This is a genomic window from Streptomyces sp. SPB162, assembly GCF_029504575.1.
GTDB lineage: Bacteria > Actinomycetota > Actinomycetes > Streptomycetales > Streptomycetaceae > Actinacidiphila.
Map to the genome: position 1 here is coordinate 5878427 of NZ_JAQFII010000001.1, position 25421 is coordinate 5903847.

General features: G+C 71.7%; 17 protein-coding genes and 2 pseudogenes. 13 read left to right on the forward strand and 6 right to left on the reverse strand.

Annotation, left to right across the window (positions count from 1 at the left end):
* Nucleotides 1-121: 121 nt before the first annotated feature.
* Nucleotides 122-1148 (forward strand): annotated as a pseudogene (locus M2266_RS26605) (DUF4192 domain-containing protein); the annotation flags it as partial.
* A gap of 22 nt (nucleotides 1149-1170) precedes the next feature.
* Here the strand turns inward: M2266_RS26605 and M2266_RS26610 are convergent.
* Nucleotides 1171-2481: an alpha/beta fold hydrolase gene (locus tag M2266_RS26610; protein ID WP_277440451.1), complete on the reverse strand. Its 1311-nt coding sequence runs from the start codon at nucleotides 2479-2481 to the stop codon at nucleotides 1171-1173.
* A gap of 179 nt (nucleotides 2482-2660) precedes the next feature.
* On the opposite strand from M2266_RS26610, the gene M2266_RS26615 reads away from it, so the two are divergent.
* The 6 genes from M2266_RS26615 to M2266_RS26640 all read left to right on the forward strand — a co-directional run bounded on the left by M2266_RS26615 (nucleotide 2661) and on the right by M2266_RS26640 (nucleotide 11070).
* Nucleotides 2661-4601, forward strand: coding sequence for a glycogen debranching N-terminal domain-containing protein (locus M2266_RS26615; protein ID WP_277441368.1), 1941 nt, complete (start codon nucleotides 2661-2663; stop codon nucleotides 4599-4601).
* Nucleotides 4602-4779: 178 nt separating this feature from the next.
* Entirely contained in the window at nucleotides 4780-5514 is a 735-nt protein-coding gene (locus M2266_RS26620; RefSeq protein ID WP_277440452.1) for an NUDIX hydrolase, read from the forward strand.
* Between the two features lie 49 nt (nucleotides 5515-5563).
* The gene (locus M2266_RS26625) at nucleotides 5564-7267 is read left to right on the forward strand and encodes an ATP-binding cassette domain-containing protein (protein WP_277440453.1); all 1704 of its coding nucleotides are present in this window, start codon (nucleotides 5564-5566) and stop codon (nucleotides 7265-7267) included.
* Nucleotides 7268-7378: 111 nt separating this feature from the next.
* A complete protein-coding gene (locus tag M2266_RS26630; RefSeq protein ID WP_277440454.1) occupies nucleotides 7379-8326 on the forward strand; it encodes a FadR/GntR family transcriptional regulator in 948 nt (315 codons plus the stop codon).
* A gap of 258 nt (nucleotides 8327-8584) precedes the next feature.
* Nucleotides 8585-10138, forward strand: a complete 1554-nt coding sequence (locus M2266_RS26635; RefSeq protein WP_277440455.1) for an RNA polymerase sigma factor — start codon at nucleotides 8585-8587, stop codon at nucleotides 10136-10138.
* A gap of 101 nt (nucleotides 10139-10239) precedes the next feature.
* Nucleotides 10240-11070, forward strand: a complete 831-nt coding sequence (locus tag M2266_RS26640; protein ID WP_277440456.1) for a serine protease — start codon at nucleotides 10240-10242, stop codon at nucleotides 11068-11070.
* An 84-nt stretch (nucleotides 11071-11154) separates the two neighbouring features.
* Here M2266_RS26640 and M2266_RS26645 read toward each other — a convergent pair whose 3' ends face one another.
* On the reverse strand, nucleotides 11155-11385 hold the full coding sequence (locus tag M2266_RS26645) for a hypothetical protein (protein ID WP_138357478.1): 231 nt from the start codon (nucleotides 11383-11385) through the stop codon (nucleotides 11155-11157).
* Nucleotides 11386-11807: 422 nt separating this feature from the next.
* Here M2266_RS26645 and M2266_RS26650 point away from each other — a divergent pair, with 422 nt between their 5' ends.
* The 3 genes from M2266_RS26650 to M2266_RS26660 all read left to right on the forward strand — a co-directional run bounded on the left by M2266_RS26650 (nucleotide 11808) and on the right by M2266_RS26660 (nucleotide 16345).
* Entirely contained in the window at nucleotides 11808-13931 is a 2124-nt protein-coding gene (locus tag M2266_RS26650; RefSeq protein ID WP_277440457.1) for a DNA topoisomerase IV subunit B, read from the forward strand.
* A gap of 330 nt (nucleotides 13932-14261) precedes the next feature.
* The gene (locus M2266_RS26655) at nucleotides 14262-14720 is read left to right on the forward strand and encodes a DUF485 domain-containing protein (protein ID WP_277440458.1); all 459 of its coding nucleotides are present in this window, start codon (nucleotides 14262-14264) and stop codon (nucleotides 14718-14720) included.
* Entirely contained in the window at nucleotides 14720-16345 is a 1626-nt protein-coding gene (locus tag M2266_RS26660) for a cation acetate symporter (protein WP_277440459.1), read from the forward strand. Before M2266_RS26655 ends, M2266_RS26660 begins: the two co-directional genes overlap by 1 nt.
* Nucleotides 16346-16373: 28 nt before the next feature.
* On the opposite strand, the gene M2266_RS26665 is transcribed toward M2266_RS26660, so the two are convergent.
* On the reverse strand, nucleotides 16374-17066 hold the full coding sequence (locus M2266_RS26665; RefSeq protein ID WP_277440460.1) for a response regulator: 693 nt from the start codon (nucleotides 17064-17066) through the stop codon (nucleotides 16374-16376).
* A pseudogene (locus M2266_RS26670) lies at nucleotides 17063-18731 on the reverse strand (sensor histidine kinase). The gene M2266_RS26665 and the pseudogene M2266_RS26670 overlap by 4 nt, the downstream one beginning before the upstream one ends.
* 246 nt (nucleotides 18732-18977) lie before the next feature.
* Between M2266_RS26670 and M2266_RS26675 the strand changes: the two are divergent.
* The 3 genes from M2266_RS26675 to M2266_RS26685 all read left to right on the forward strand — a co-directional run bounded on the left by M2266_RS26675 (nucleotide 18978) and on the right by M2266_RS26685 (nucleotide 21787).
* Nucleotides 18978-19793 (forward strand): ABC transporter ATP-binding protein, encoded by an 816-nt coding sequence (locus tag M2266_RS26675; RefSeq protein ID WP_277440461.1) that lies wholly within the window; start codon nucleotides 18978-18980, stop codon nucleotides 19791-19793.
* Nucleotides 19783-20676, forward strand: coding sequence for an ABC transporter permease (locus M2266_RS26680; RefSeq protein WP_277440462.1), 894 nt, complete (start codon nucleotides 19783-19785; stop codon nucleotides 20674-20676). The genes M2266_RS26675 and M2266_RS26680 overlap by 11 nt, the downstream gene beginning before the upstream one ends.
* 82 nt (nucleotides 20677-20758) lie before the next feature.
* Complete coding sequence (locus M2266_RS26685; protein ID WP_277440463.1) at nucleotides 20759-21787, forward strand: ABC transporter substrate-binding protein; 1029 nt, start codon at nucleotides 20759-20761, stop codon at nucleotides 21785-21787.
* 17 nt (nucleotides 21788-21804) lie between these two features.
* Here the strand turns inward: M2266_RS26685 and M2266_RS26690 are convergent, their stop codons facing one another.
* Both M2266_RS26690 and M2266_RS26695 read right to left on the reverse strand, forming a co-directional pair.
* The gene (locus M2266_RS26690; protein ID WP_277440464.1) at nucleotides 21805-22719 is read right to left on the reverse strand and encodes a sucrase ferredoxin; all 915 of its coding nucleotides are present in this window, start codon (nucleotides 22717-22719) and stop codon (nucleotides 21805-21807) included.
* A gap of 85 nt (nucleotides 22720-22804) precedes the next feature.
* The gene (locus tag M2266_RS26695) at nucleotides 22805-25255 is read right to left on the reverse strand and encodes a DNA topoisomerase IV subunit A (RefSeq protein ID WP_277440465.1); all 2451 of its coding nucleotides are present in this window, start codon (nucleotides 25253-25255) and stop codon (nucleotides 22805-22807) included.
* Nucleotides 25256-25421 lie beyond the last annotated feature (166 nt).

Here is a 25421-nt window from a genome sequence, read left to right on the forward strand (position 1 = left end):
GATCACCGGCCTGCGGGACTGTCGGGCCATGACACAGCACACCGAATCGCCCCGGTCCGAGAACGATCCGAAGGTCACCCTGCGCAGCCCGGCCGACCTGGCCGACGCCCTGCCGTACCTGATGGGATTCCATCCCACCGACTCCATCGTGATGGTCGCCCTGCACGGGGACCACGGCCGCTTCGGCGGCCGGCTGCGGCTGGGGATTCCCAAGGACCGCGGGGAGTGGCCCGCGGTCGCCTCGCAGCTCGCGGACTGCCTGGTGCGCGGCAGTGAGCAGCGCGGCGACCGCGCCGCCTCGATCGTCCTGTTCCTGTGCCAGGACCCGTCGGGGACCGAGCGGCCGTCCGAGGTCATGGAACGCCTGCGGCCGCTGGCCCAGCGGCTGCGCACGGCCTGCGGAGCCCTGGACGTGCCGGTGATCGAGGCACTGTGCGTCTCGGCGGGCCGCTGGTGGTCCTACTGCTGTGCCGGCAGCGAGTGCTGTCCCGCCGACGGCTTCACCATCGCGACCTCGGGCGACTCCGTGATGGCCGCGGCCGCCGCGTACGCCGGTATCAACGTGCGGAGCTCACTGCGGGAGATGGAGGCCCGGCTCGTGCCGCCGGCCCCGGAGCGGACCGCCGGGCAGGCGCTGGCGCTGGACAGGGTCTGCGCCGAACTCGTCCCCCGGATCCTGGACGTGGACGACTGCGAGGCCGTGCGGCACCGGACGCTGACCCTGGTCGGCGCGGCGCTCGAACGCTTCCGCGCCACCCCGGCGGACGGGGATCCGGCGCGCAGCGACCGGCGCGATGACGCGCTGCTCGGGAACGACGAGGCCGCCGAGATCATCCTGGGCCTGCAGGACCGCGCCGCGCGGGACCGGGCGGGCGGAGTGGATGGAGCCGCCGCACACCGATCCCGCGCTGCGCCTGTGGCGGGCCCTGGCCCGGCGGTGCGTCGGTCCGTACGAGGACCACGCCGCCGCCCCGCTGACACTGGCCGGCTGGGTCGCCTGGGCGTCCGGGGACGAACCCGAGGCGCGCGTCGCGCTCGGCCGCGCGCTCGACCTCGACCCCGGCTACACCTTCGCGCGGCTGCTCCACCACTCGGTGAACGCGGGGCTCGACCCCGAGCCGCTGCGCCAGTGCCTGCGCCAGGAGCGGCGCCAACGGGTGATCGACGCGTCTAAAGCTCGCCGCGGACCAGTCGGATCAGCCGGTCGAGGACCCGGCCGCCGCTCACCCGGAGACCGTCGTGCTCGTACTCGTCGGTGACCCAGGTGCGCAGGCCGCGCACCGCCCGTGCGGTGGCCAGCGAGTCGGCGGTGTCGACGTACATGTCGTCGTGGTAGACCGCCGCCGCCACCGGCACCTCGTTGCGGGCCAGTTGGGCCGGGTCGTAGAGGTCCGGCCAGCCCTCGCGCAGCGCCAGCCGGTTCGCCGCGTCCCGGAGCGGGACGAGCGCGGGGTCGCCGTCGAACATCCACGGGTAGATCATCTCGCCGGTGAACAGCACCGGGTCCTCGCCCGCCAGCGCCTTGTCCACGTCGAACCCGGGGAACTCCCGATGCGCCGCCTGCGCCGCCCAACCGGTACCCGCGGCCGACACCGAGCGCTGCCCGTAGACCGACTCGTGGAGCACGGCGTACAGCGGATTGGCCGCGAACGACAGATGGCTCCGCGCCTCGGCGAGGAAGCCGTCCGAGAGCAGCGGGTCGGCGGAGTCGGGGAGGAAGGCGTCCTCCAGCAGATAGTGCAGGGTGTGCGAGCCGGTGCCGGTGCCGAGCATCAGGCCCAGCGACTGGAACGCCTCCGCGGTGAACCGGCCGCCGTCCGGCAGCGTCACGTCGTGGTCGCGCAGATGCCGGGCGACGGCGCGCGCGGTCCGCACGTCCCCGGGGTAGCGGTCGTAGTGCGCGGTGTTCTTGCGCTCCACCCGGGGGAACGCCGAGCGGTAGACGTCGAGGGCGCTGCTGCGCAGCCCCGGCAGGCCGCCGGTGATGAACGCCTCCCGCAGGCCGTCGGGGGCCAGCGAGAGATAGGTCAGCGCGCAGAATCCGCCGAAGCTCTGCCCCAGCAGGCTCCACCGCCCTTCCGCGCCGAGCAGCTCACGGCGGATCAGTTCGCAGTCCCGCACGATGGAGTCGGCCCGGAAGTGCGCGAGATACGCGGCCTGGGCGCCACCGTCGCCGCGCGCGGGCAGGGTCTGCCGGTTGGCGGGGGTGGAGCGTCCCGTGCCGCGCTGGTCGAGCAGCAGCACCCGGTAGTCGTCCAGGGCCCGGACCAGCCAGCCGTCGCGGCCGAGCGGGCGCGGGGAGCGGCCACCGGGACCGCCCTGCAGAAACAGCAGCCACGGCAGCGGTTCGCCCTCCCGGCCCGCGGCCACGACCTCACGGGCGTACACCTGGATCCGCTCCCCCGCGGGGGCCGCGTGGTCGAGCGGTACGTCGAAAGAGTGGTCGGTCACTACGGTGCCGGGCTGGCGGTACACGGCCATGGCGTCTCTTTCCGATGGTGCGGGCGGATACCGGGGATGCGATCCCTGTCCAGGAACGGTAGACGGGCCGTGACCCGGGTGCCCACACGGCCGTTCACTGGGATGTGAACCCGTCGCCGACCGCCCCGACCGTTCCGGCTCCTCCCGCCCTGACCAGGACCGCTTCCGGCCCGCAGCCCATGCACACCTCGGTGATCTGTGTCGCGGCCCCCTCGCTGGCCGTCTCCGCCGAGGACGGGCAGCTGCGGGGGAAGGGGCTCGACGGCTTCTACCAGGAGGGCCGGCGGGTACTGGCGCGCTGCGAGGTGCGGCTGGCGGGAGCCGAGCCGGTCCCCGTGCTGGGCGCCCTGCTCAGCGCGGACCGGGCCCGGTTCGTGGCGGTGGTCAGGACCCCGGCCGACGCCGGCCCCGACCCTGCGGTGACGGTGGAGCGGCTGCGGGACGCCGACGGTGGCGAGCGCATCACCGTGTTCAACACCGGGCCGGCCGTGCTGCGGCTCCCCCTCGAAGTGGCGTTGGGCACCGACCTCGCCGAAATCGGCGCGGCCGCCGCGGGGCGGGCGGGGCCCGATCTGCCGGCCGGCGTCTGCGCCGCGGGGCTGCGCTGGTCCCACGACGGCATCGGGGTCCGGGTCACCGCGCGGCCGGCTCCCGCCAGTGTGCTGGCGTCGGCCGGGGTGCTGCGCTGGGATCTGGAGGTGCCGCCCGGTGCCGGGCGGACCTTCGAGCTGCGGGTGTCCCGCGAGTCCGCGGGGCTCGGGTCCGCCGTTCCCGCTGCCGCGCCCGTACGCGGTGACCGGGCGCCCGTGCCCTGGTCCGTCGCGGAGCTGTCGGGCGACGACGCCAGGGGCGAGGCGCTGCTGCGGGGGAGTCTGGACGGACTGCGGGCGCTGCTGCTGCGCGACCCGGCCCGGCTCGCCGACGTCCATGTGGCGGCGGGCGCACCCTGGCGGATGGGGCTGGCGCCCGCCGACGCGCTGTGGGCCGCCAGGATGCTGCTGCCGCTCGGTACCCGGCTGGCCGCGGGCACCCTGCGCACCCTCGCGCGGCGACAGGACCGGGACAGCGGCCGGATCCCGGGCGTTCTGCGGCACGCGGGACCGCATCTGCCGCCCACCTGCTCCGGCGTCGAGGCCACGCTGCTGTTCGTCACCGTCCTGGCGGAGGCGCGGCGCTGGGGGATGCCGCGGCGGGAGGCCGAGCTGCTGCTGCCCGCGGCCGAGCGCTGCCTCGGCTGGCTGCGCGCGGTCGCGGACCCGGCGGGCTACGTACCGGACCCCGCCCCCGGTGGTCCGCTGCGCTGCGAGGTCCAGGCGCACGCGCACCGGGCGGCGCTGCACGGCGCCGACCTCCTGGACGCGTACGGGCGCCCCGGGGCCGGCGCGTGGCGCGAGTACGCGGCGGGGCTGCGTGAGCGGTTCGAGGAGGACTTCTGGGTCGACGACCGCGGTGGCGGCCGGCCCGCCGCGGCGCTCGCTCCCGGCGGCAGGCGGGCGACCCACCTCGGCTCGGCCGCGGTCCATCTGCTCGACACGGGACTGCTCGGCGGCGGGACCCTGGCCGCGGGGCTGCTCGGCAAGGCCCGCACCGGGCAGCTCGCGCGGCTGCTCGGAGCCCCGGACCTCGACTCCGGATGGGGCCTGCGGACGCTGTCGAGCCGCGCACCGGGACACAACCCGTTCGGCCATCGGAGTGGCGCGGTACGCGTCCATGAGAGCGCCCTCGCCGTATCGGGCCTGGCCGCCGCCGGATACGAGAAGGAGGCGGGCGCCCTCCTGCGCGGCGTGCTCGACGCGGCCGCGACCTTCGGATGCCGGCTCCCCGAGATGTACGCGGGCGAACAGCGCACCGCGGACCGGACACCGCTGCCGCACCCGACGGCGTGCCGGCCGTCCGCCGTCGCCGCCGCGGGCGCTGTCCACCTGCTGGCCTCCCTCGCGGGGGTGCGGCCCGACGCTCCCGGCGGCGTCGTCGCGGTGCGTCCGATGAGTACCGCCCCGCTGGGCGAGGTGCGCTTCTCGGGACTGCGGGTCGACGAGCAGCCGTTCGCGGTGCGGGTCAGCAGACTCGGCATGGCGATGGTCGAGGAGGCCGCCCCCGCCCTCCAGCTCGGCGCGTGAGGCGGCGGCGTGTCGTCGCGAAGCGGCACGCCGGCGGCGCCCGCGGCCCGCACCGCGCCCGCCCTGTGCCCGCGCTCCGACCCCTGTGCGGCCCCGGCGCCGGAAACCAGCTGAAACGAGGGCGGGCGCAGGGGGCCGTCCTGCTGTTTATCGTCAGGCAGACGACTATGATCGCGCCATGTCGCCCTACGACCCGTCGGCCTTTCCACCCTTCGCCGTCACCGTCGACCTGGTCGTGCTCACGGTGCGGCAGCATGCCCTGTGCGCACTGGCCGTGCGCCGCGGCGAGCCGCCCTACCAGGGGCGCTGGGCGCTGCCCGGCGGGTTCGTCAGAGCGGACGAGGACCTGTCCCAGGCCGCGGCCCGCGAACTCGCGGAGGAGACCGGTCTGCGCGCCCAGAGCGGCGCCCATCTGGAACAGCTGGCCACGTACGGCGACCCGCACCGCGACCCCCGGATGCGGGTGGTCAGCGTCGCCCATCTCGTCCTGGCGCCCGATCTGCCCGCGCCGCGCGCGGGCGGCGACGCGCGCAGCGCCCGCTGGGCGCCGGTGGGCTCGCTGCTGGAGCAGGACGGTTTCGACACCTCGGGCGAGGCCGCTCCGCTGGCCTTCGACCATGCGCGGATCCTCGCCGACGGGGTCGAGCGTGCCAGGTCGAAGATCGAGTACTCCTCGCTGGCGACGGCCTTCTGCCCACCCGAGTTCACCGTCGGTGAGCTGCGGCGGGTGTACGAGGCGGTGTGGGGCGTGGCCCTCGATCCCCGCAACTTCCACCGCAAGGTGACGGGCACCGTCGGCTTCCTCGTGCCGACCGGGGGGACGACGACCCGTCAGGGCGGCCGTCCGGCCCAGCTGTTCCAGGCCGGAGGGGCGGCTCTGCTTAATCCGCCCATGTTGCGACCAGAGGTCTGATTTCGGGCGTTATGGTGCAAGGGTGATCCAGGCCATCGGATTGACCAGCATGCCCCGCCGTAACGGTCCGCCCGCGGTCGACGACCTCACCTTCGAGGTCCGCCCCGGGCAGGTCACCGGCCTGCTCGGAGCACCCGGCGCGGGAAAATCGACCACGCTGCGCCTGATGCTCGAACTCGAGGCGGGCCGGGGCGTCACCCTTTTCGACGGCGCCCCGCTGCACAAGGTCCGGCACCCCAACCGCGAGGTCGGCATCCTGCTCGGCGACGTGCCGGGTCATCCCGGGCGTACCGCGCGCGGCCATCTCCGTATGCTCACCGCCGCGCTCGGCGTGCCGGTGGAGCGGGCCGACGAAGTGCTCGACATCGTCGGCCTCACCGGCCTCGCGGACCAGCGGCTGAGCACCTACTCGCTGGGCATGGACCGGCGGCTCGGCCTCGGCGCGGCGCTGCTGGCCGAACCGCGCACCCTCTTCCTGGACGAACCCTCGTTCGGCCTGACGCCCCGTGAAGCCGCCTGGGTGCACGCGCTGCTGCGGGCCTACGCGGCCGACGGCGGAGCCGTCCTGGTCACCGGGCGCGATGCCAAGGCGATGGCCAGGACGTCCGACCGGGTGGTCTCGATCGAAGGCGGCCGGCTCGTGGCGGACCAGTCCGCCGAGGAGTTCACCCGCACCCGGCTGCGCCCGCACGTGGCCGTCCACTCCCCGCACGCCCAGCGCCTCGCCGGTGTGCTGACCGAAAGCGGCACCGAGATCGCCTCGGCCGCGGGCAGCCGCCTGGTCATCTTCGGCACCACCTCCGCGCACATCGGGGAGATCGCCTACCGGAACGGGATCCTGCTCCACCGGCTGAGCGACGAGGTCGCCGACCTCGGCCCGGTCGCCGCGCTGGGCCGCGCCGACGGCCGCGATCCCACCGCGCGCCCCCCGAGGGCCGAGGGGCCGCCCGCCCGGGTTCCCGCTCCGTCCCGGCCGGCCGTCGCGCCGGCCACTCCCGCGCAGCCGCTGCGGTATGAACTGCTGCGGCTCGGTGGCATCCACACCCCGTGGTGGATCGCCGCGCTCTCGCTGCTGGCCTCGGTGGCCGGCGCCCTGGTGCTCTCGCGCACCGGGGAGGCGTCGGCGCTGTCGATGATGTCCGGCTGGGTACGTCAGCTGCCACTGCCCCCCGCCGCGCTGGGCGCCGGTCTGCTGGGCGCGCTCGCCTACGGACAGGAGTTCCGCTACCCGGCCCTGGCGCCGGCCCAGGTCCCGGTGCCCCGGCGGCTGCGGCTGCTCGCCGCCAAGCTGCTGGTGGCCGGCACCGCCGCGCTGCTGATCGCGGCCGCGGCCGCGGTGCTCGACACCGTCGTGCTCCGGGCGGTCCTGGGACCCGACGCGGTCCCACTGCCCACCGAACGGCCCGCGCAGGCGGTCGCCTGGGCGGCGCTGGCCGTCGGCTGCGCCTGGGCCGGGCTGCTGGCAGCCGGGCTCTTCCGCACCACCGCGCTGGGTATGGCGGCGGTGCTGGCGGTCCCGCTGATGGTGGCCCCCGCCGTGCGGCTGGCGGTCCGCAGCCGCCCGGGCAGCCACCTCATCGACGCCGCGGGGGCGCTGCTCAGCGTCCTCGGCGGCTGGCCCGGAGGCGTCGGCAGCACCGCGGCCGGGGTGACGGGAAAGGCCGTGCAACCGGTAGCCTGCGCCTTCGTGTTGTCGCTCACCGTGCTGCTCTGCGCCCACCTCGCAACGGTGTTGCGCGGCCGCGGACGTTGACGCCGCCCAACTCGCGGTCGGATAAACGGAACTGTCGCCGTGGCCTGTCCCGTAGGGCGTTTCGTTCCGATAAAGCGTCAATTATCAGGTGATGGGCGCTCACCCTTTCGTGTGCTTTTCAGCAAAGCCCTCAAGGCTCGCACCGGCATCGCCGACAAAGGATGCGTGAGTACCCTTGCGCACCCCCTGATGACCACGGCTCGTTCCGCCGACTCCAGCATCGGCCCGGCCGAGCTCGACCGCTACTCGTACGCCGACGCCTCAGGTGTCGACCGCCCCGGCCTGCCCTCCTGGGACGGCGCCGATTCGGACATGGGCCGGGTCGGCCGCCGGGCCGGCGGCAGCCGGGGCCGCGGGCTGCACGGCCAACTCGTCCAGCAGCTCGGCCAGATGATCGTCTCCGGCGACCTGGGCGCCGACCGGCCGCTCGTCCCCGAGGAGATCGGCCAGCGTTTCGAGGTCTCCCGCACCGTGGTGCGCGAGTCCCTGCGCGTCCTGGAGGCCAAGGGCCTGGTCAGCGCCAGGCCGAACGTCGGGACCAGGGTCCGTCCGGTCGCCGACTGGAACCTGCTGGACCCCGACATCATCGAATGGCGGGCCTTCGGCCCGCAGCGCGACGACCAGCGCCGCGAACTGTTCGAGCTGCGCTGGACCATCGAGCCGCTCGCGGCCCGGCTCGCCGCCGGCCACGGCCGCGAGGACGTGCAGCAGCGCCTCGCCGACATGGTGGAGATCATGGGGCACGCCGCCGCCCAGGGGGACTCCCTGACGTTCTCCCGGGCGGACGCCGAGTTCCACTCCCTGCTCCTGCAGGTGGCGGGGAACCGGATGCTCGAGCACCTGGCCGGCATCGTCTCCTCCGCCCTGCACGTGTCGGGCGGCCCGATCACCGGCTGCGAGCGGCCCGGGGAGCCCGCCGTGGCCCTGCACCGGCGGATCGTCGAGGCGCTCGCGTCGGGCGACGGGGCCGGCGCCGAGGCCACGATGCGCCAGCTGCTCGCCGTGCACACCGAGGTCGCCGCGACCGATCACGTCGTCCCGGCCCCGCGCGAGCACTGACCGTACGGCCGATCCGCCGCCGGCCCCGGACCACCGGTCCGGGGCCGGCGGCAGCCCCTGTGCGAAGAGTGTCCCGCTATCGGATGAGTACCGTTGGTATGGGGTGTGACTCGGGCCACGTGGGCCGGGCGTAACGCTTGGCGAGGCAGCGCGATGACTTAAGAGGTGGTGGCCGCACGAGGAATAGCAGCGGGAGTTCTGACGCTGTGTTCCTGGGCGGTTCCACCGAGTCGTTCCCATCGTTCCGAGAGGTTGTTCGTGTCGGCCAGCACATCCCGTACGCTCCCGCCGGAGATCGCCGAGTCCGAGTCTCTGATGGCGCTCATCGAGCGGGGTAAGGCTCAGGGGCAGATCGCCGGCGACGACGTGCGTCGGGCCTTCGAAGCGGACCAGATTCCGGCAACCCAGTGGAAGAACGTTCTGCGCAGCCTCAACCAGGTCCTCGATGAGGAAGGTGTGACGCTGATGGTCAGTGCCGCTGAGGAGCCCAAGCGCACTCGCAAGAGCGTCGCAGCCAAGAGCCCGGCGAAGCGCACCGCCACCAAGACGGTCGTCACCAAGGCCACCGTCGCCAAGAAGACCGTCGCCGCCAAGGCCGCCACCGCACCCGGTGCTGTCGAGGCCGAGACGGTCGATCCGGTCGAAGAATCCGATGCACCCGCCGCGAAGCCGGCGGCCAAGAAGGCAGCGGTCAAGAAGACCGCCGCCAAGAAGACGGCGGCCAAGAAGACCGCCGCCAAGAAGACCTCGGGCGATGACGAGGCCGCCGACGGTGAAGAAGCCGACGAGACGACCACGCCCGGCAAGGGTGACGAGGAGTCGGACAAGCCCGAGTCCGAGAGCTTCGTGCTCTCCGACGACGACGAGGACGACGCTCCCGCCCAGCAGGTCGCGGTGGCCGGTGCCACCGCCGACCCGGTCAAGGACTACCTGAAGCAGATCGGCAAGGTTCCGCTCCTCAACGCGGAGCAGGAGGTCGAGCTCGCCAAGCGCATCGAGGCCGGCCTGTTCGCCGAGGACAAGCTGGCGGCGGCGGACAAGCTCGCCCCCAAGCTCAAGCGCGAGCTGGAGATCATCGCCGAGGACGGCCGCTGGGCCAAGAACCACCTGCTGGAGGCCAACCTCCGTCTCGTGGTCTCGCTGGCCAAGCGTTACACCGGCCGCGGCATGCTCTTCCTGGACCTGATCCAGGAAGGCAACCTGGGCCTGATCCGTGCGGTCGAGAAGTTCGACTACACCAAGGGCTTCAAGTTCTCCACGTACGCCACCTGGTGGATCCGCCAGGCGATCACCCGCGCGATGGCCGACCAGGCCCGCACCATCCGTATCCCGGTGCACATGGTCGAGGTCATCAACAAGCTGGCCCGCGTGCAGCGCCAGATGCTCCAGGACCTGGGCCGCGAGCCCACCCCGGAGGAGCTGGCCAAGGAACTCGACATGACCCCCGAAAAGGTCATCGAGGTCCAGAAGTACGGCCGCGAGCCGATCTCCCTCCACACCCCGCTGGGTGAGGACGGCGACAGCGAGTTCGGAGACCTCATCGAGGACTCCGAGGCGGTCGTGCCGGCCGACGCGGTCAGCTTCACGCTGCTGCAGGAGCAGCTGCACTCCGTGCTCGACACCCTGTCCGAGCGGGAGGCGGGCGTGGTCTCCATGCGCTTCGGCCTCACGGACGGGCAGCCGAAGACGCTCGACGAGATCGGCAAGGTCTACGGGGTCACGCGTGAGCGGATCCGCCAGATCGAGTCGAAGACGATGTCGAAGCTCCGGCACCCGTCGCGCTCGCAGGTGCTGCGCGACTATCTGGACTGATCCTTCGCAATCCAGCGGATGCGGCCTCCGGTCCTATGGATCACTCTGGGTTTCCAGAGGGATCCACAGGGTCAGGAGGCCGTATGCGTTGTACGTTCCGGATGCTTTTCAACGGGTCGGCGATGGCGCTGGCGGTGCTGATCGCGCCACTGGCGGTTCCAGGAGCCGCCGCGAAGGCCGAGGCGGCGGTCATAGGGGGAGACCAGGTCGTCGCCGGGGAGCAGCCCTGGGCGGTGGCGCTGGCCAGTCGAAACCGGTTCGGACCGTCGAGATCGGGCCAGTTCTGCGGCGCGGCCGTGGTGTCCGCCTCGACCGTGATCACCGCGGCACACTGCTTCGGCCGGGGTGTGCTCGGCGGAAGCTGGCGGAACGTACGGGATCTGCGCATCATCGCCGACCGGACCGATCTGCGGAGCGGAGCAGGCCAGGAGATCAGGCTGCAGCAGGTCCGGATCAACCCGGGGTACGACCCGGTGACCAATGCGGGCGATGTGGCGGTCATCACACTGCAGAGCCCGCTGCCCGCGGATTCCGCCATCGCGATGGCGGGGCCGGACGACTCCCGGGCCTACCGGGCGGGCTCGCCGGCCCGCGTGTACGGCTGGGGGGACACCACGGGGACCGGGGGGTACTCGTCCGTGCTGCGCTCGGCGGAGGTGGTGGTGCTCGCCGACGCGGTCTGTGAGCGGGCCTACCCGGGCACCGGGGAGGGCACGTACCTCCGCAGGACCATGCTGTGCGCGGGGGAGCCGCAGGGCGGCAGGGATGCCTGCCAGGGCGACAGCGGCGGGCCGCTGGTGGTCGGCGGCGAGCTGGTCGGCCTGGTCTCCTGGGGCACCGGATGCGCCGAGGCGGGCCGTCCCGGGGTCTACACCCGGATCTCCTCGGTCAGTGCCTTGATCACCGGCGCACAGGACGCGCGGCACCGTTGACGGGCCCCGGAAGGCCGACGGGCGGCCCGGCCCCAGCTGGGGTCCGGCCGCCCGTAGGTCCGAGCTCGTCGCAGATGCGATGTGTCAGTGCTCGTCCTCGACCGTTTGCGCCGGGGTGTCGGTGAGTCGGCCGGTTTCGTCCTGTATTTCCGCAGCGATCTTCTTGAGTTCGGGCTCGAACTTGCGCCCGTGGTGCGCGCAGAAGAGCAGTTCGCCGCCACTGATGAGGACGACGCGCAGGTATGCCTGGGCGCCGCAACGGTCGCAGCGGTCCGCTGCCGTCAGCGGGCTCGCGGGGGTCAGAACTGTAGTCACGTCGCCTCTTCTCTAGCTCGACGAGCTGTCGTACCAGGGTCAACATCCAACCAGGCCGAAAACGTTCCCGCTCGTGGCTTTTCCTCGAAAGATGACTTCGAAGTGACTGGATGCTACCTGTTGGTAGCGGATTGGCCTCTGATGCGTTAGTTGTCGCTTTTGGGGCGCTTGTCCGATTGTGTCCGCCGACTGGCTTGCCGGTTGTTGGTGAGGACGTGCCCGGAGCCTAAATGGTTCATGCCTCAATGTGAACGTGACATGTGTATCACTCAAATGAGGTATCGAACGCACGATCGAAACAGGGCTACGCTGAGGCTCGGATACCGGGTCGCGGCACTACGGGCGCACCAGGTCTCGGTACCCTCTCACCGACACGGCCGAAGAAGTTTACGGCCGAAGAACTTTATCGAGGAGCTGCCCGCGTGACCGCCGAAACATCCGTGCCGTCCTCCGCGCTGCTGACGGGCGCAGATCGCGACGGTTCCAACTACACCGCGCGGCATCTGCTCGTCCTCGAGGGGCTGGAGGCGGTCCGCAAGCGCCCCGGCATGTACATCGGGTCGACCGACAGCCGCGGCCTCATGCACTGCGTGTGGGAGATCATCGACAACTCCGTCGACGAGGCCCTGGGCGGCCACTGCGACCGTATCGAGGTCTTCCTGCGCGCCGACTCCTCGGTCGAGGTCCGCGACAACGGCCGGGGCATCCCGGTCGACGTGGAACCCAAGACGGGGCTCTCCGGTGTCGAGGTCGTGATGACCAAGCTGCACGCCGGCGGCAAATTCGGCGGCGGCTCCTACGCAGCCTCCGGCGGTCTGCACGGCGTCGGCGCGTCCGTCGTCAACGCCCTGTCCGCCCGCCTCGACGTCGAGGTCGACCGCGGCGGCCACACGCACGCCATCAGCTTCCGGCGCGGCGTCCCCGGCTCCTTCGCGGGAGCGGGCCCCGACTCCTCCTTCGACGCGTCGAGTGGCCTGAAGAAGACCAAGAAGGTCCCGAAGGCCAGGAACGGCACCCGCGTCCGCTACTGGTCGGACCGCCAGATCTTCCTCAAGGACGCGAAGATCTCGCTGGAGAACCTCCACCAGCGCGCCCGGCAGACGGCCTTCCTCGTGCCGGGCCTGACCATCCTCGTCCGTGACGAGCGGGACCTGGAGGGCGACGGCAAGGCGATCGAGGACGTCTTCCACTACGACGGCGGCATCAGCGAGTTCTGCGAGTACCTCTCCCAGGACAAGCCGATCTGCGACGTCCTGCGGCTGACCGGCAGTGGCAGTTTCAAGGAGACCGTCCCGGTCCTGGACGACCGCGGCCACATGACGGCGACCGAGGTCACCCGCGAGCTGGGCGTCGACATCGCGATGCGTTGGGGCACCGGGTACGACACCGTGTCCCGCTCGTTCGTGAACATCATCGCCACCCCCAAGGGCGGCACCCACGTCACGGGCTTCGAGCGGGCCATCACCAAGACCGTCAACGAGGTGCTGCGCTCCTCGAAGCTGCTGCGCGTCGCCGAGGACGACGTCGTCAAGGACGACGCCATGGAGGGCCTGACGGCCGTCGTCACCGTACGACTGGCCGAGCCGCAGTTCGAGGGTCAGACCAAGGAGGTTCTCGGCACCTCGGCCGCCAACCGCATCGTGGCCAATGTCGTGGCCAAGGAGCTCAAGGAGTTCCTGACCTCCGCCAAGCGCGACACGAAGCTGCAGGCGCGGGCGGTGCTGGAGAAGACCGTCGCCGCCGCGCGCACCCGCATCGCGGCCCGCCAGCACAAGGACGCGCAGCGCCGGAAGACGGCGCTGGAGACCTCCTCGCTGCCGGCGAAGCTCGCGGACTGCCGCAGTGACGACGTGGACCGCACCGAGCTGTTCATCGTCGAGGGCGACTCGGCGCTCGGCACCGCCAAGGTCGCCAGGAACTCGGAGTTCCAGGCGCTGCTGCCGATCCGCGGCAAGATCCTCAACGTCCAGAAGTCGTCGGTCTCGGACATGCTGAAGAACGCCGAGTGCGGTGCGATCATCCAGGTGATAGGGGCCGGGTCCGGCCGCACGTTCGACATCGACGCGGCCCGCTACGGCAAGGTGATCTTCCTCGCCGACGCCGACGTCGACGGCGCGCACATCCGGTGTCTGCTGCTCACGCTCTTCCAGCGCTACATGCGTCCGATGGTCGAGCAGGGCAGGGTCTTCTCGGCCGTGCCCCCGCTGCACCGCGTGGAGCTCGTCCAGCCCAAGAAGGGGCAGGACAAGTACATCTACACCTACTCGGACAGCGAGTTGCGCCGGACGCTGCTCGACCTGCAGCGCCGGAACGTCCGCTACAAGGACGGCATCCAGCGCTACAAGGGCCTCGGCGAGATGGACGCCAACCAGCTCGCGGAGACCACGATGGACCCGCGCCACCGCACCCTGCGCCGGATCAACATCAGCGACCTCGAAGCCGCGGAGCAGGCGTTCGACCTGCTCATGGGCAACGAGGTCGCACCGCGCAAGGAGTTCATCACCAACTCGGCGGCAACCCTCGACCGGTCCCGCATCGACGTCTAGTGCTCTGACCGGAAGGGTTTGCCTGGTTCGCGGCGTCCGGCGTGGTGCGTCGCACGGCGGAGGGTCATCCTCGTACCGGGCGTACTCGGACGACTGCGACAACGCAGCGAGGTGCCGTGTCGGGCGTCGCGAACCGGTGAACCTTTCCGGCCAGAGCACCAGACCCCCTGGTCGGCCCGTTGGACATGCCCTCCGTCAACGGCGGTGGGCATGCCCGGCGGGCCGGCATCACCTGATGGGGTGAACGTTTCCGCTTGAGGGCACCGGATCTTCGCATTTTGTCCATGCTTGGGCGCACGGCCGACCGGCCTGTGAAGCGAGGAGAGTTCGGTGGACAAGCACGACGGGGGCGACCCGGGTGCGCTGCGGGTGGACGACCCCTGGCACGACGCCCTGGCCGCCGGCCTCTGGGTTCCGGACCCGACGGCGCCGGCACCGTCACCCGTGTCGGCGCCCGTCACGGGCGCGGCGCAGGACCGGGCCGCGATCTACCTGGAGGTGCAGCGGAGCGCCGCTTTCCAGGAGGTGCGCGGCCAGTACCGCCGGTTCGCCTTCCCGGCGGTCGCGGCGTTCCTCGCCTGGTACCTGCTCTACGTGGTGGCGGCCACGCTGGCGCCCGGCCTGATGAGCCGCCCGGTCGCCGGTGAGCTCAACGTGGCGATGGTCGCGGGGCTCGGGCAGTTCGCCACGACGTTCCTGCTGACCTGGGCCTACTCGCGGCACGCACGACTGCGCAGGGACCGGGCCGCGCTCGACCTGCGCTGGGACACCCAGGAGCGGATGCGCTGATGGTCCGGTACCTGGCAGATCCGGCGAACGAGCACCAAGGGCTCGCTCTCGTCCTGTTCACGATCTTCGTCTCCGTCACCCTGGCCATCACCGCCTGGGCGGGCCGGCGACGCAGCTCCTCCGTCGAGTTCTTCGCCGGGGGCCGGCTCTTCTCCCCCCTGGAGAACGGCTTCGCGATCGCGGGCGACTACATGTCGGCGGCGTCCTTTCTAGGCATCTCCGGCCTCATCGCGCTCTTCGGCTACGACGGCCTGCTGTACTCGGTCGGCTTCCTGGTCGCCTGGCTCGTCGTGCTCCTGCTGGTAGCGGAACTGGTGCGCAACTGCGGCCGCTACACCCTCGCCGACGTGCTGTCCGCCCGGATGCGGCAGCGGCCCGTCCGGATCGCTGCCGGAACCTCCTCGGTCATCGTCTCGGTGCTCTACCTGGTCGCGCAGATGGTCGGCGCGAGCAGCCTGGTGGCGCTCCTGCTCGGCGGCCAGGGCGGCGCGGCCCGTACCTGGACGGTGATCGGGGTCGGCGGTCTGATGGTGGTCTACGTGTCGTTCGGCGGCATGCGCGCGACGACGTGGATCCAGATCGTCAAGACCGTGCTGCTGATGGGCGGCACCATCACGCTCGTGGTGCTGGTGCTGATCCGCTTCCACGGCGACCTGAACGGCCTGCTGCGCTCCGCGGCGGCCGGCAGCGGACACGGCAGCGCCTTCCTGGCGCCCGGCCTGAAGTACGGCGGGAGCTGGACGTCGAAGCTGGACTTCATCAGCCTCGGCATCGCCCTGGTGCTCGGCACCGCCGGGCTGCCGCACATCCTGTCGCGCTTCTACACGGTGCCCACCGCCCGCTCCGCCCGCCGGTCGGTGGTCTGGGCGATCGGGCTGATCGGTTCCTTCTACCTGATGACGATCGTCCTCGGCTTCGGCGCCGCGGCCGTCGTGGGCTCGGACGCCGTACGCACCTCCAACGCGGCCGGCAACACCGCCGTACCGCTGCTGGCCCAGGACCTGGGCGGGGGAACGGGCTCCACCGGCGGAACGGTTCTGTTCGCGGTCGTCGGCGCGGTGGCCTTCGCCACGATCCTGGCGGTGGTCGCCGGCATCACCCTGGCCTCGTCCGCCTCCGTCGCGCACGACCTGTACGCCACGCTGCGCCGCGGCGCCAAGCACGCCGGGCCCGCGACCGGGAACGAGGAAGTACGGGTGGCGCGCTTCGCCGCGGTCGGGATCGGCGCGGCGGCCATCGCGCTGAGCCTCTTCGCGCAGGGGCAGAACATCGCCTTCCTCGTGGGCCTCGCCTTCGCGGTGGCCGCCTCCGCGAATCTGCCCGCGCTGCTGTTCTCCCTGTTCTGGCCCCGCTTCACCACCAGGGGAACGGTCTGCGCCATCTACGGCGGACTGGTCCCCGCGCTGCTCCTCGTCGTGCTGTCGCCCGTCGTCTCCGGACGTCCCGACGCGCTCTTCCCCGGGATGGACTTCCACCTCTTCCCGCTGGAGAACCCGGGGCTGGTCTCCATTCCGCTGGGCTTCCTGGCCGGCTGGCTGGGCACCGTGCTCTCCCCGAAACCCGGGGACGAGGGCAAGTACGCGGAAACGGAGGTCCGGTCCCTCACCGGTGCGGGAGCGGTGTGACGCGGCCGCGGAACAGCACCCGCACCGGTCAGTCCGCCGCCGCCCAGGCGTAGCGGTGCTCCGGGCGGCCGGTGTCGCCGTACTTGAGGGTCAGGCCGATCCGCCCGGCCTGCTCCAGGTATTTGAGGTAGCGCTGCGCCGTCGAGCGGCTCAGCCCGGCCAGCTCGGCGACCTCGTGGGCGGACAGCGGATGTCCGGCCTCGCGCAGCACCCGCCGTATGAGGTCGGCGGTCGGCGCCGAGTGGCCCTTGGGCAGCTCGGCGGAGGCCGCTCCCGCGGTCCGCAGCGCGCCGAAGATCCGGTCCACCTGCTCCTGGCCGGCCTCGCCGGCTCCGCCGACCCCGTCCAGGGTGCGGCGCAGCGCCGCGTACCCGTCGAGCTTGGCCCGCAGCCCGGCGAAGGTGAACGGCTTGACCAGGTACTGCAGCGCGCCGTACCGCATCGCGGCCTGGACGGTCGCGACGTCGCGGGCCGCGGTCACCATGATCACGTCGGCGTGGTGACCGAGCTGGTGCAGCCGCCGCACCAGCGTCAGCCCCGTCTCGTCGGGCAGGTAGTGGTCCAGCAGGATCAGGTCGATCCGGGTGCGCTCCAGGGTGGCCAGGGCCTGGGCGGCCGTGTGGGCCCGTCCGGCCACCCGGAAGCCGGGGACCTTGGCCACGTAGGCCGCGTTGATCTCGGCGACGCGGAAGTCGTCGTCCACGACCAGTACCTCGATCATCGGGTCTCCCTTGCGGCGACGAGTTCCATCGGCTGATCGGATGCGGTGGGCCGGCCGGTGCCCTGGACGTCCTGTGCGACCAGGGCCTCGGGCAGCACCACGGTGAAGACCGCGCCGCCACCCGCGCGGGCGGTGACCCGGGCGATACCGCCGTACCGTTCCGCGAGCCGTCTGACCAGCGCCAGGCCCAGCCCCCGGCCGCGGTGGACGGGGCGCTCCTTGGTGGACCAGCCCTCGGTGAAGATGAGGTCACGCGCCTCGGGCGGCACCCCGGGACCGGTGTCGGAGACCCGCAGGACGGCGGTCGTGTCCTCCTCGGTCCGCAGCTCGACCTCCACGAAGGAGTCGGCGGTGCGGTGCGCGGCGGCCGCGTCGAGGGCGTTGTCGATGAGGTTGCCCAGCACGGTCACCAGGTCGCGGGGGTCGACCACCCGGTCGGGCAGCCCGGTCGCGGCGGAGATCCGCAGCGCGACCCCGCGTTCGGCGGCGATGGCCGCCTTGCCGACCAGCAGGGCCGCCAGCAGCGGGTCCCGCACCTGTTCGGCGATCTGTTCCGCGGAGGAGCGGTGGGTGTCGGCGACCTCCACGACGAACTCCACGGCCTCGTCGTGCATCCCCAGCTCCAGCAGGCCCAGCAGGGTGTGCAGCCGGTTGGCGTGCTCGTGGTCCTGGGCCCGCAGCGCGTCCAGCAGCCCGTGCGTGCTGTCCAGCTCCCGGCCGAGCAGCTCCAGCTCGGTCCGGTCGCGCAGGGTCGCGACCGCGCCGCCGTCACCGGTCGGCATGCGGTTGGTGACCAGCACCCTGCCGCCCGCTCACCGTCAGCAGGTCGGTGCCCTCGACCCGACCGGTCAGGACGTCCGTGGTGCGGCCCGGCGGCAGCACGTCGTCCAGGACGTGTCCCGTGGCGTCGGGTCCGAGGCCGAGCAGTCGGCCGGCCTCGTCGTTCACCAGTCGCACCCTGCCCTGCCGGTCGAGGGCCACGACGCCCTCCCGGATGCCGTGCAGCATCGCCTCGCGCTCGTCGAGCAGGGAGGAGATGTCGGCGAACGCGAGCCCGTGGGTGCGGCGCTGGAGCCTGCGCGAGCCGCCGAAGGCGGCCAGCACACCCACCGCGAGCGCGGCGGCCGCGTACAGCAGCAGGCCGGGGACGGCGCCGAGCAGGCGCTCGCGGACGCTGTCGTAGGCGATGCCGACGGACACCGCGCCGACGATCCGGCCGCCGCGGTCGCGCAGCGGTGTCTTCCCGCGGGCGCTGCGGCCGAGGGTGCCGTTGTCGATCTGCATGACGTCCTCGCCGGCCAGCGCGCCGCCGGGGTCGGTCGAGACGTGCTCGCCGATCCGGTCCTCCGTGGTGTGCGACCAGCGCGTGCCGTGCAGGTCCATCACGACGACGTACTCGGCCCGGGTGGCGTGGCGGATCCGCTCGGCCTCGGCCTGGACCGGGCCGTCGACGGTGGGTGCCGAGGTGAGCAGGGCGTCCGCGAGCTGCGGCTGCGCCGCGGCGGTCTGCGCGATGGACAGGGCGCGGCGCATCGCCTGGTCGTCGAGCTGGTGGCTCAGCGGTGCGAGGAAGAGCGCGGTCGCCAGCAGGGTGACGCCCGTGGTGATCGCGACCTGGGTCAGCAGGACCTGTGCGGAGACGCGACGCGGCCACCGGATGCGCATGCGGTCTCCTTCTGCTGTGGTGATGTGAGACGGAACAGGGGATATGCACCGTTTCGTCACCCGGGGGCTCGCCGTGTCCCGGCTGTGAACGCAACGTAAACGCCACAGAGGCGGATGCACACCCTCCGTTTCGCTTTCGTTGTGGCGGGAGCGAGCAGAAAGAGCAGAACAGCGGTTGTGAGCAGAAGGCGCCCTGTGCTCACAAGGCTGCCGTCCGGCCCCGGGCCGCGCCTAACGTCCCGGCCCATGAGCAGTCAAACCAGTCCCGCCATCGAGTTGCGGGGAGCGAGCAAGGCGTTCAGGACCCCGTCCGGGGCGCTGCACACCGCCGTACGTGATCTGGACCTGACCGTGGAGCGCGGCGAGTTCGTCGCGGTCGTCGGACCGACCGGATGCGGCAAGTCCACGACGCTGACCCTGGTCAGCGGCCTGGAGGAGCCGACCGAGGGCGAAGTGCTGGTGGCCGGCGAGCCGGTCCGCGGCATCGGCGACAAGGTCGGGTTCGTCTTCCAGCAGGACGCCGTCTTCCCCTGGCGCACCGTGCTGTCCAACGTGATGGCAGGTCCCCGCTTCCGCGGCGTACCCAAGGCCGAGGCGAAGGAACGGGCCCGCGAGTGGCTGGCCCGGGTCGGCCTGACGTCCTTCGAGGACCGCTATCCGCACCAGCTGTCGGGCGGCCAGCGCAAGCGCGTGGCCCTCGCCGCGACCTTCGTCAACGACCCCGAGATCCTGCTGATGGACGAGCCCTTCTCGGCGCTCGACGTCCAGACCCGGGCGCTGATGTCGGACGAGCTGCTGGACCTGTGGGCGGGCACCGGCTCCTCGGTCGTGTTCGTCACGCACGACCTGGAGGAGTCCATCGCGCTGGCCGACAAGGTCGTGGTCATGACGGCCGGGCCCGCGACCGTCAAGGAGGTCTTCACGATCGACCTGCCACGGCCGCGCAAGGTCGAGGAGGTCCGGATGGAACCGCGGTTCCTGGAGATCTACCGGGAGATCTGGTCCTCGCTGGGCGAAGAGGTCCGCATCACCCGCGAGAGGGGAGCCGGCAATGCCGCCTGAAGCCACCACCAGCATCGGCACCGACGTCGTGACCACCAAGGACAGTCCTGTTCCGGCTTCCAACGAGCGCACCCGGGCCAGGGCGCGGGCCGCCCGCAACCGCCGGGTGCTGGTCTACGGGACCCGCCTGCTGCTGCTGGTCGCCGTGATCGGCCTGTGGGAGTGGTTCGCCCGGGCCGGGATCATCGACCCGTTCAACTTCTCGATGCCGTCGAAGATCTGGGACCAGATCCGGCAGTGGGCGCTGCACGGCACCGCGCAGGGCTCCTTGTGGGAGCAGATCTGGTACACGCTCTACGAGGCGCTGTTCGGCTGGATCATCGGCGTCATCGCCGGCGTGCTGCTGGGCATCGCGCTCGGCCGGGTGCGCTTCCTGGCCGACGTGCTCGGCCCGTACATCAAGGTGCTCAACGCGCTGCCGCGCATCGTGCTGGCGCCGATCTTCCTCATCTGGTTCGGTCTCGGACCGGCCTCCAAGGTCGCCTCCGCGGTTGTCCTGGTCTTCTTCCCGGTCTTCTTCAACGCCTTCCAGGGAGCCAGGGAGGTGGACCGGAACCTGGTCTCCAACGCACGCATCCTCGGCGCGAGCAACCGCCGCGTGACGCTGCAGGTCGTCATCCCGTCCGCCACGTCGTGGATCTTCACCAGTCTGCACGTCTCGTTCGGCTTCGCGCTGATCGGCGCCATCGTCGGCGAGTACATCGGCGCGACCAAGGGCCTCGGCCTGCTGGTCTCCTCCTCGCAGGGCACCTTCAACGCGGCCGGGGTGTACGCGGCCATGGTGATCCTCGCCGTGGTGGCGCTGCTGGCCGAGGGGTTGCTGACGTTCGCCGAGAAGCGGTTGTTCCGCTGGAAGCCGGCGGAGCCCGGCACCGAACGCTGAGACCCGGCACCCGGTCCCCACATCCCGTTCCCCGTATTCCCCTTCCCCCTTCACTTCGCCACCCCCTCACAAGGACGTGAACATGCGCAGCATGGCCAGAATCTCGGCGGCCGCGGTCGCCGGAGCGCTCGCCCTCACCACCCTCACCGCCTGCGGCGGCGACTCCTCGGCGGCGGGCGACAACGGCAAGGTCAAGATCATGGTGGGCGGCCTGGACAAGGTCATCTACATGCCCGCGATGCTCACCCAGCAGCTCGGTTACTTCAAGGCCGAGGGCCTGGACGTCACGCTGCTCACCGAGCCGGCCGGTGTGCAGGCCACCACCTCGCTGGTCTCCGGCGATGTGCAGGGTGTCGTCGGGTTCTACGACCACACCCTTGACCTGCAGGTCAAGGGCAAGAACATCGAGTCCGTGGTGCAGCTGGCGCAGGCCCCCGGCGAGGTCGAGGTGGTCTCCACCAAGGCGGCCGGCGACATCTCCTCCGCCAAGGACTTCAAGGGCAAGAAGCTCGGGGTGACGGGCCTCGGCTCCTCCACCGACTTCCTCACCAAGTACCTCGCCGTCAAGAACGGCGTGGCCGTCAGCGACTTCACCCCGGTCGCCGTCGGCGCGGGCCAGACGTTCATCGCCGCTCTGCAGCAGGGCTCGATCCAGGGCGGGATGACCACCGACCCGACCGTTGCGCAGATCCTCGACAAGGGCATCGGCAAGGTGTTGTACGACATGCGCACCCCCGAGGGCTCGAAGGCGGCGCTCGGCGGCCTCTACCCGTCGTCCAGCCTGTACATGAGCACCGACTGGGTGAATGGGCACAAGGCGACGGTGCAGAAGATGGCCAACGCCTTCGTCAAGACCCTCGCCTGGATGTCCACGCACACCGCGGAGGAGATCGCCGCGAAGATGCCGGCCGACTACGCGCAGGGCGGCAAGGAGCTGTACGCCCAGTCCATCAAGGCCACGCTGCCGATGTTCACCAAGGACGGGGTCATGCCGGCCGACGGTCCGCAGACCGTCGAGAAGGTCCTCAAGGCGTTCAACCCGGCCCTGCAGCACGCCACGGTGGACCTCGAGAAGACCTACACCTCGGAGTTCGTGAAGAAGGCGGCCTGAGCCCCCGCGAAACCGCGTCAGCGGCCCCCGGCCACCGCTCCGATCCCGGTGACATCCATCCGGGCGGGCGAGCCGAGGGCCGCTCCGCAGCTCTCCGGGCGGGGCGGCAGCGCCGCGGCTTCGGTGACGCCGACGTCCCAGGCCCGGCCGTCGGTGTGCGCCACGCGCACCGTCCAGGACGGCGCCGAGCCCTCGATGCGCTCCACTACGAGCGATCCCGACCGGTCCTCGCCGGTCAGGGAGCGCACCGCGAGGTCGGCGGCCTGGCCCGGCCGGTCCCAGGCGGAGGCGCCGCGGCAGCCGTCGAGGGCGATCCGGTCGTCGCGCGCCGCCTTGAGCACCCGGTGGGCCAGTTCCGCGTCGACCCGCCCGTAGGCGTAGCCGGTCGGCAGGACGAGCAGGGTGGGGGAGAACCGGTGGCCGCCGAGGTGGGTGATCTCCCAGACGTCACCGCCGCCCTCGGCGGCCAGCCGCGCGGCGAGCGGGCGGCCGTACAGCGCGCAGCAGCGGTCCCGCCTGCCGTTGGTGCAGACGAGGGCGACGGGTTCCCCGTGCGCCCGCCCGAACCCCCGGTGCTCGCCGGCGCCCAGCGCCGCGAAATCCAGCTCCAACAGGGCAATGGGATCGTCGATCACGGCCTGCCGGAGCCAGGACCGCCCGGGGACGACATGGGCGACGAGGACCTGGCGCCGGGAGGACGGGACGCGGTCGTCCGCGTGGCGGCCCGGACGCCGGATCAGCGCGACCCTGACACCGGTGCCCTTCGCGGCCTTCTCCAGGGCTTGGCCCACCACCGGGTCCAGATGGCTCGAGGTGAGGGCCTTCGCGCCCCAGGGGCCGGCCTGTTCGAGCAGGAGCCAGGTCGTGGCGGTGGCGGCGGTGCCGGCGAGCGGTTCGGCCAGCTCCGCCGAAGCGTTCGTGCACGTACTCACACAGGGCAGCCTAACGGGAGCGCGGCAGGGGCGCGGCACCGGTGGTGCCGCGCCCCTGCCGATCGCCGTCCGGCGGGACCGTGGGTCAGACCGGGCCGGCCACCACCGCGATCGGCTTGGCCAGCGCCACCCCTGAACCGTCCCTGCGGGGGTCCTTCGGGGGCAGGTCGGCGGGCAGGCCCGTCGCCGTCGCCGCGCGGGCCGGTACCGCGCCCGCCCAGGCGAGCAGCAGACCGTCCTCACCGCGCAGGAAGCGCTGGCAGCGCACCCCGCCGGTCGCCCGGCCCTTGCGCGGATACTGCTCGAACGGGGTGAGCTTCGCCGTGCCCTGGACCGAACCGTCGAGTGTGCCCTCGGCGCGGGCCACGGTGAACACCACCGCGTCCACGGCCGGGTCGACGGCCGTGAAGGAGATCGCCTTCGCCCCGTCGGTCAGCTTGATGCCGGTCATGCCGCCCGCCGGGCGCCCCTGGGGGCGCACCTGCGCGGCCGGGTACCGCAGCAGCTGGGCGTCGTCGGTGATGAAGACCAGGTCCTCCTCGCCGGTGCGCAGCTCCACGGCGCCCACCACCCGGTCGCCGTCCTTGAGGCCGATGACCTCCAGATCGTCCTTGTTCGCGGGATAGTCCGGGACCACCCGCTTGACGATGCCCTGTTCCGTGCCCAGCGCGAGGCCGGGTGACGACTCGTCGAGCGTCGTCAGACACAGCACCCGCTCGCCGGTCTCCAGGGACAGGAACTCCGACACGGGCGCGCCGCCCGCCAGGTTCGGCGCCCCGTGCGTGTCCGGCATCATCGGCAGGTCGATCACGGTGAGCCGCAGCAGCCGGCCGGCGGAGGTGACGGCGCCGACGTCGGCGCGCGCGGTGGTCGGCACCGCGGAGACGATCACGTCGTGCTTGGCCCGCTTGCCCTCGCCGTCGTCGAACTCCTGGCCGTTGGCGGTCCGCGCGAGCAGCCCCGTCGAGGACAGCAGGACCCGGCAGGGGTCGTCGGCGACCTCCAGCGGGACGGCGGAGACCGGCGAACCGGCCGACTCCAGCAGGACGGTACGGCGGTCGGTGCCGTACTGCTTGGCCACCGCGGCCAGTTCGGTGGAGACCAGCTTGCGCAGCTCGGCGTCCGATTCCAGGATCACCGTGAGCGCTTCGATCTCGGCGTTGAGCCGGTCGCGCTCGGACTCCAGCTCGATGCGGTCGAACCGCGTGAGCCGGCGCAGCGGGGTGTCCAGGATGTACTGGGTCTGGATCTCGGAGAGCGAGAAGTGCGCGATCAGCCGTTCCTTGGCCTGCGCGGAGTTGTCGCTCGACCGGATGATCGAGATGACCTCGTCGATGTCGATGAGGGCGACGAGCAGACCGTCGACCAGGTGCAGCCGGTCCCGGCGCTTGGTGCGGCGGAACTCGCTGCGGCGCCTGACCACCTCGAAGCGGTGGTCGACATAGACCTCCAGCAGCTCCTTGAGGCCCAGCGTGAGCGGCTGCCCGTCGACCAGCGCCACGTTGTTGATGCCGAAGGACTCCTCCATCGGCGTCAGCTTGTAGAGCTGCTCCAGCACGGCTTCGGGGTGGAAGCCGTTCTTGACCTCGATCACCAGGCGCAGGCCGTGCGACCGGTCGGTGAGGTCCTTCACGTCGGCGATGCCCTGGAGCTTCTTCGCGCCGACCAGGTCCTTGATCTTCGCGATGACCTTCTCCGGGCCGACCGTGAACGGCAGCTCCGTGACGACCAGGCCCTTGCGGCGCGGCGAGGTGTCCTCGACGGAGACCGTGGCACGGATCTTGAACGTGCCGCGGCCGTTTTCGTACGCGTCCCGCACGCCCGCCAGGCCGACGATGCGGCCGCCGGTCGGCAGGTCGGGACCCGGCACGAAGCGCATCAGCGTCTCGAGGTCCGCGCCGGGGTGCTTGATCAGGTGCCGGGCGGCGGCGATGACCTCGCCGAGGTTGTGCGGCGGCATGTTCGTGGCCATGCCGACCGCGATCCCCGACGCGCCGTTGACCAGCAGGTTCGGATAGGCGGCCGGGAGCGTGACCGGCTCCATCTCCTGGCCGTCGTAGTTGGGCGAGAAGTCGACGGTGTCCTCGTCGATGGACTCCACCATCAACGAGGCGGCCCCGGCCATCCTCGACTCGGTGTAACGCATCGCGGCGGGCGGGTCGTCGTTGCCCAGGGAGCCGAAGTTCCCGTGTCCGTCGACGAGCGGCAGGCGCATGGAGAAGGGCTGCGCCATCCGCACCAGGGCGTCGTAGATGGAGGCGTCGCCGTGCGGATGCAGCTTGCCCATCACCTCGCCGACCACGCGGGCGCACTTCACATACCCGCGGTCGGGACGCAGCCCCATCTCGTTCATCTGGTAGACGATGCGCCGGTGCACGGGCTTGAGCCCGTCACGGGCGTCGGGCAGGGCGCGCGAGTAGATGACCGAGTAGGCGTACTCGAGGAAGGAGCCCTGCATCTCATCGACGACGTCGATGTCGAGGATGCGTTCCTCGAAGTCGTCGGGAGGAGGGGTCTTCGTGGTGCGGCGGGCCATCGCGGCTGCTGCTCCTTTTCCTGGACCTGAGCGGGACTGCTGAGCGGGACTGACGCGGACCATTGTGGACCGGCCCACTGACACTGGTGACCACCGCCCGGCATAAGCGCGCCGTTAGTGGGAACTTCGCGTGGTGTCGGCACGCTTGCCTAGAGTGTCAGCACTC

Excerpts from the sequence above, each read along its gene's own strand:
- M2266_RS26610 (WP_277440451.1), bottom strand. The coding sequence starts at position 2,481 with ATGGCCGTGTACCGCCAGCCCGGCACCGTAGTGACCGACCACTCTTTC.
- M2266_RS26615 (WP_277441368.1), top strand. The coding sequence starts at position 2,661 with ATGCACACCTCGGTGATCTGTGTCGCGGCCCCCTCGCTGGCCGTCTCC.
- M2266_RS26620 (WP_277440452.1), top strand. The coding sequence starts at position 4,780 with ATGTCGCCCTACGACCCGTCGGCCTTTCCACCCTTCGCCGTCACCGTC.
- M2266_RS26625 (WP_277440453.1), top strand. The coding sequence starts at position 5,564 with ATGCCCCGCCGTAACGGTCCGCCCGCGGTCGACGACCTCACCTTCGAG.
- M2266_RS26640 (WP_277440456.1), top strand. The coding sequence starts at position 10,240 with ATGCTTTTCAACGGGTCGGCGATGGCGCTGGCGGTGCTGATCGCGCCA.
- M2266_RS26660 (WP_277440459.1), top strand. The coding sequence starts at position 14,720 with ATGGTCCGGTACCTGGCAGATCCGGCGAACGAGCACCAAGGGCTCGCT.
- M2266_RS26665 (WP_277440460.1), bottom strand. The coding sequence starts at position 17,066 with ATGATCGAGGTACTGGTCGTGGACGACGACTTCCGCGTCGCCGAGATC.
- M2266_RS26675 (WP_277440461.1), top strand. The coding sequence starts at position 18,978 with ATGAGCAGTCAAACCAGTCCCGCCATCGAGTTGCGGGGAGCGAGCAAG.
- M2266_RS26680 (WP_277440462.1), top strand. The coding sequence starts at position 19,783 with ATGCCGCCTGAAGCCACCACCAGCATCGGCACCGACGTCGTGACCACC.
- M2266_RS26685 (WP_277440463.1), top strand. The coding sequence starts at position 20,759 with ATGCGCAGCATGGCCAGAATCTCGGCGGCCGCGGTCGCCGGAGCGCTC.
- M2266_RS26695 (WP_277440465.1), bottom strand. The coding sequence starts at position 25,255 with ATGGCCCGCCGCACCACGAAGACCCCTCCTCCCGACGACTTCGAGGAA.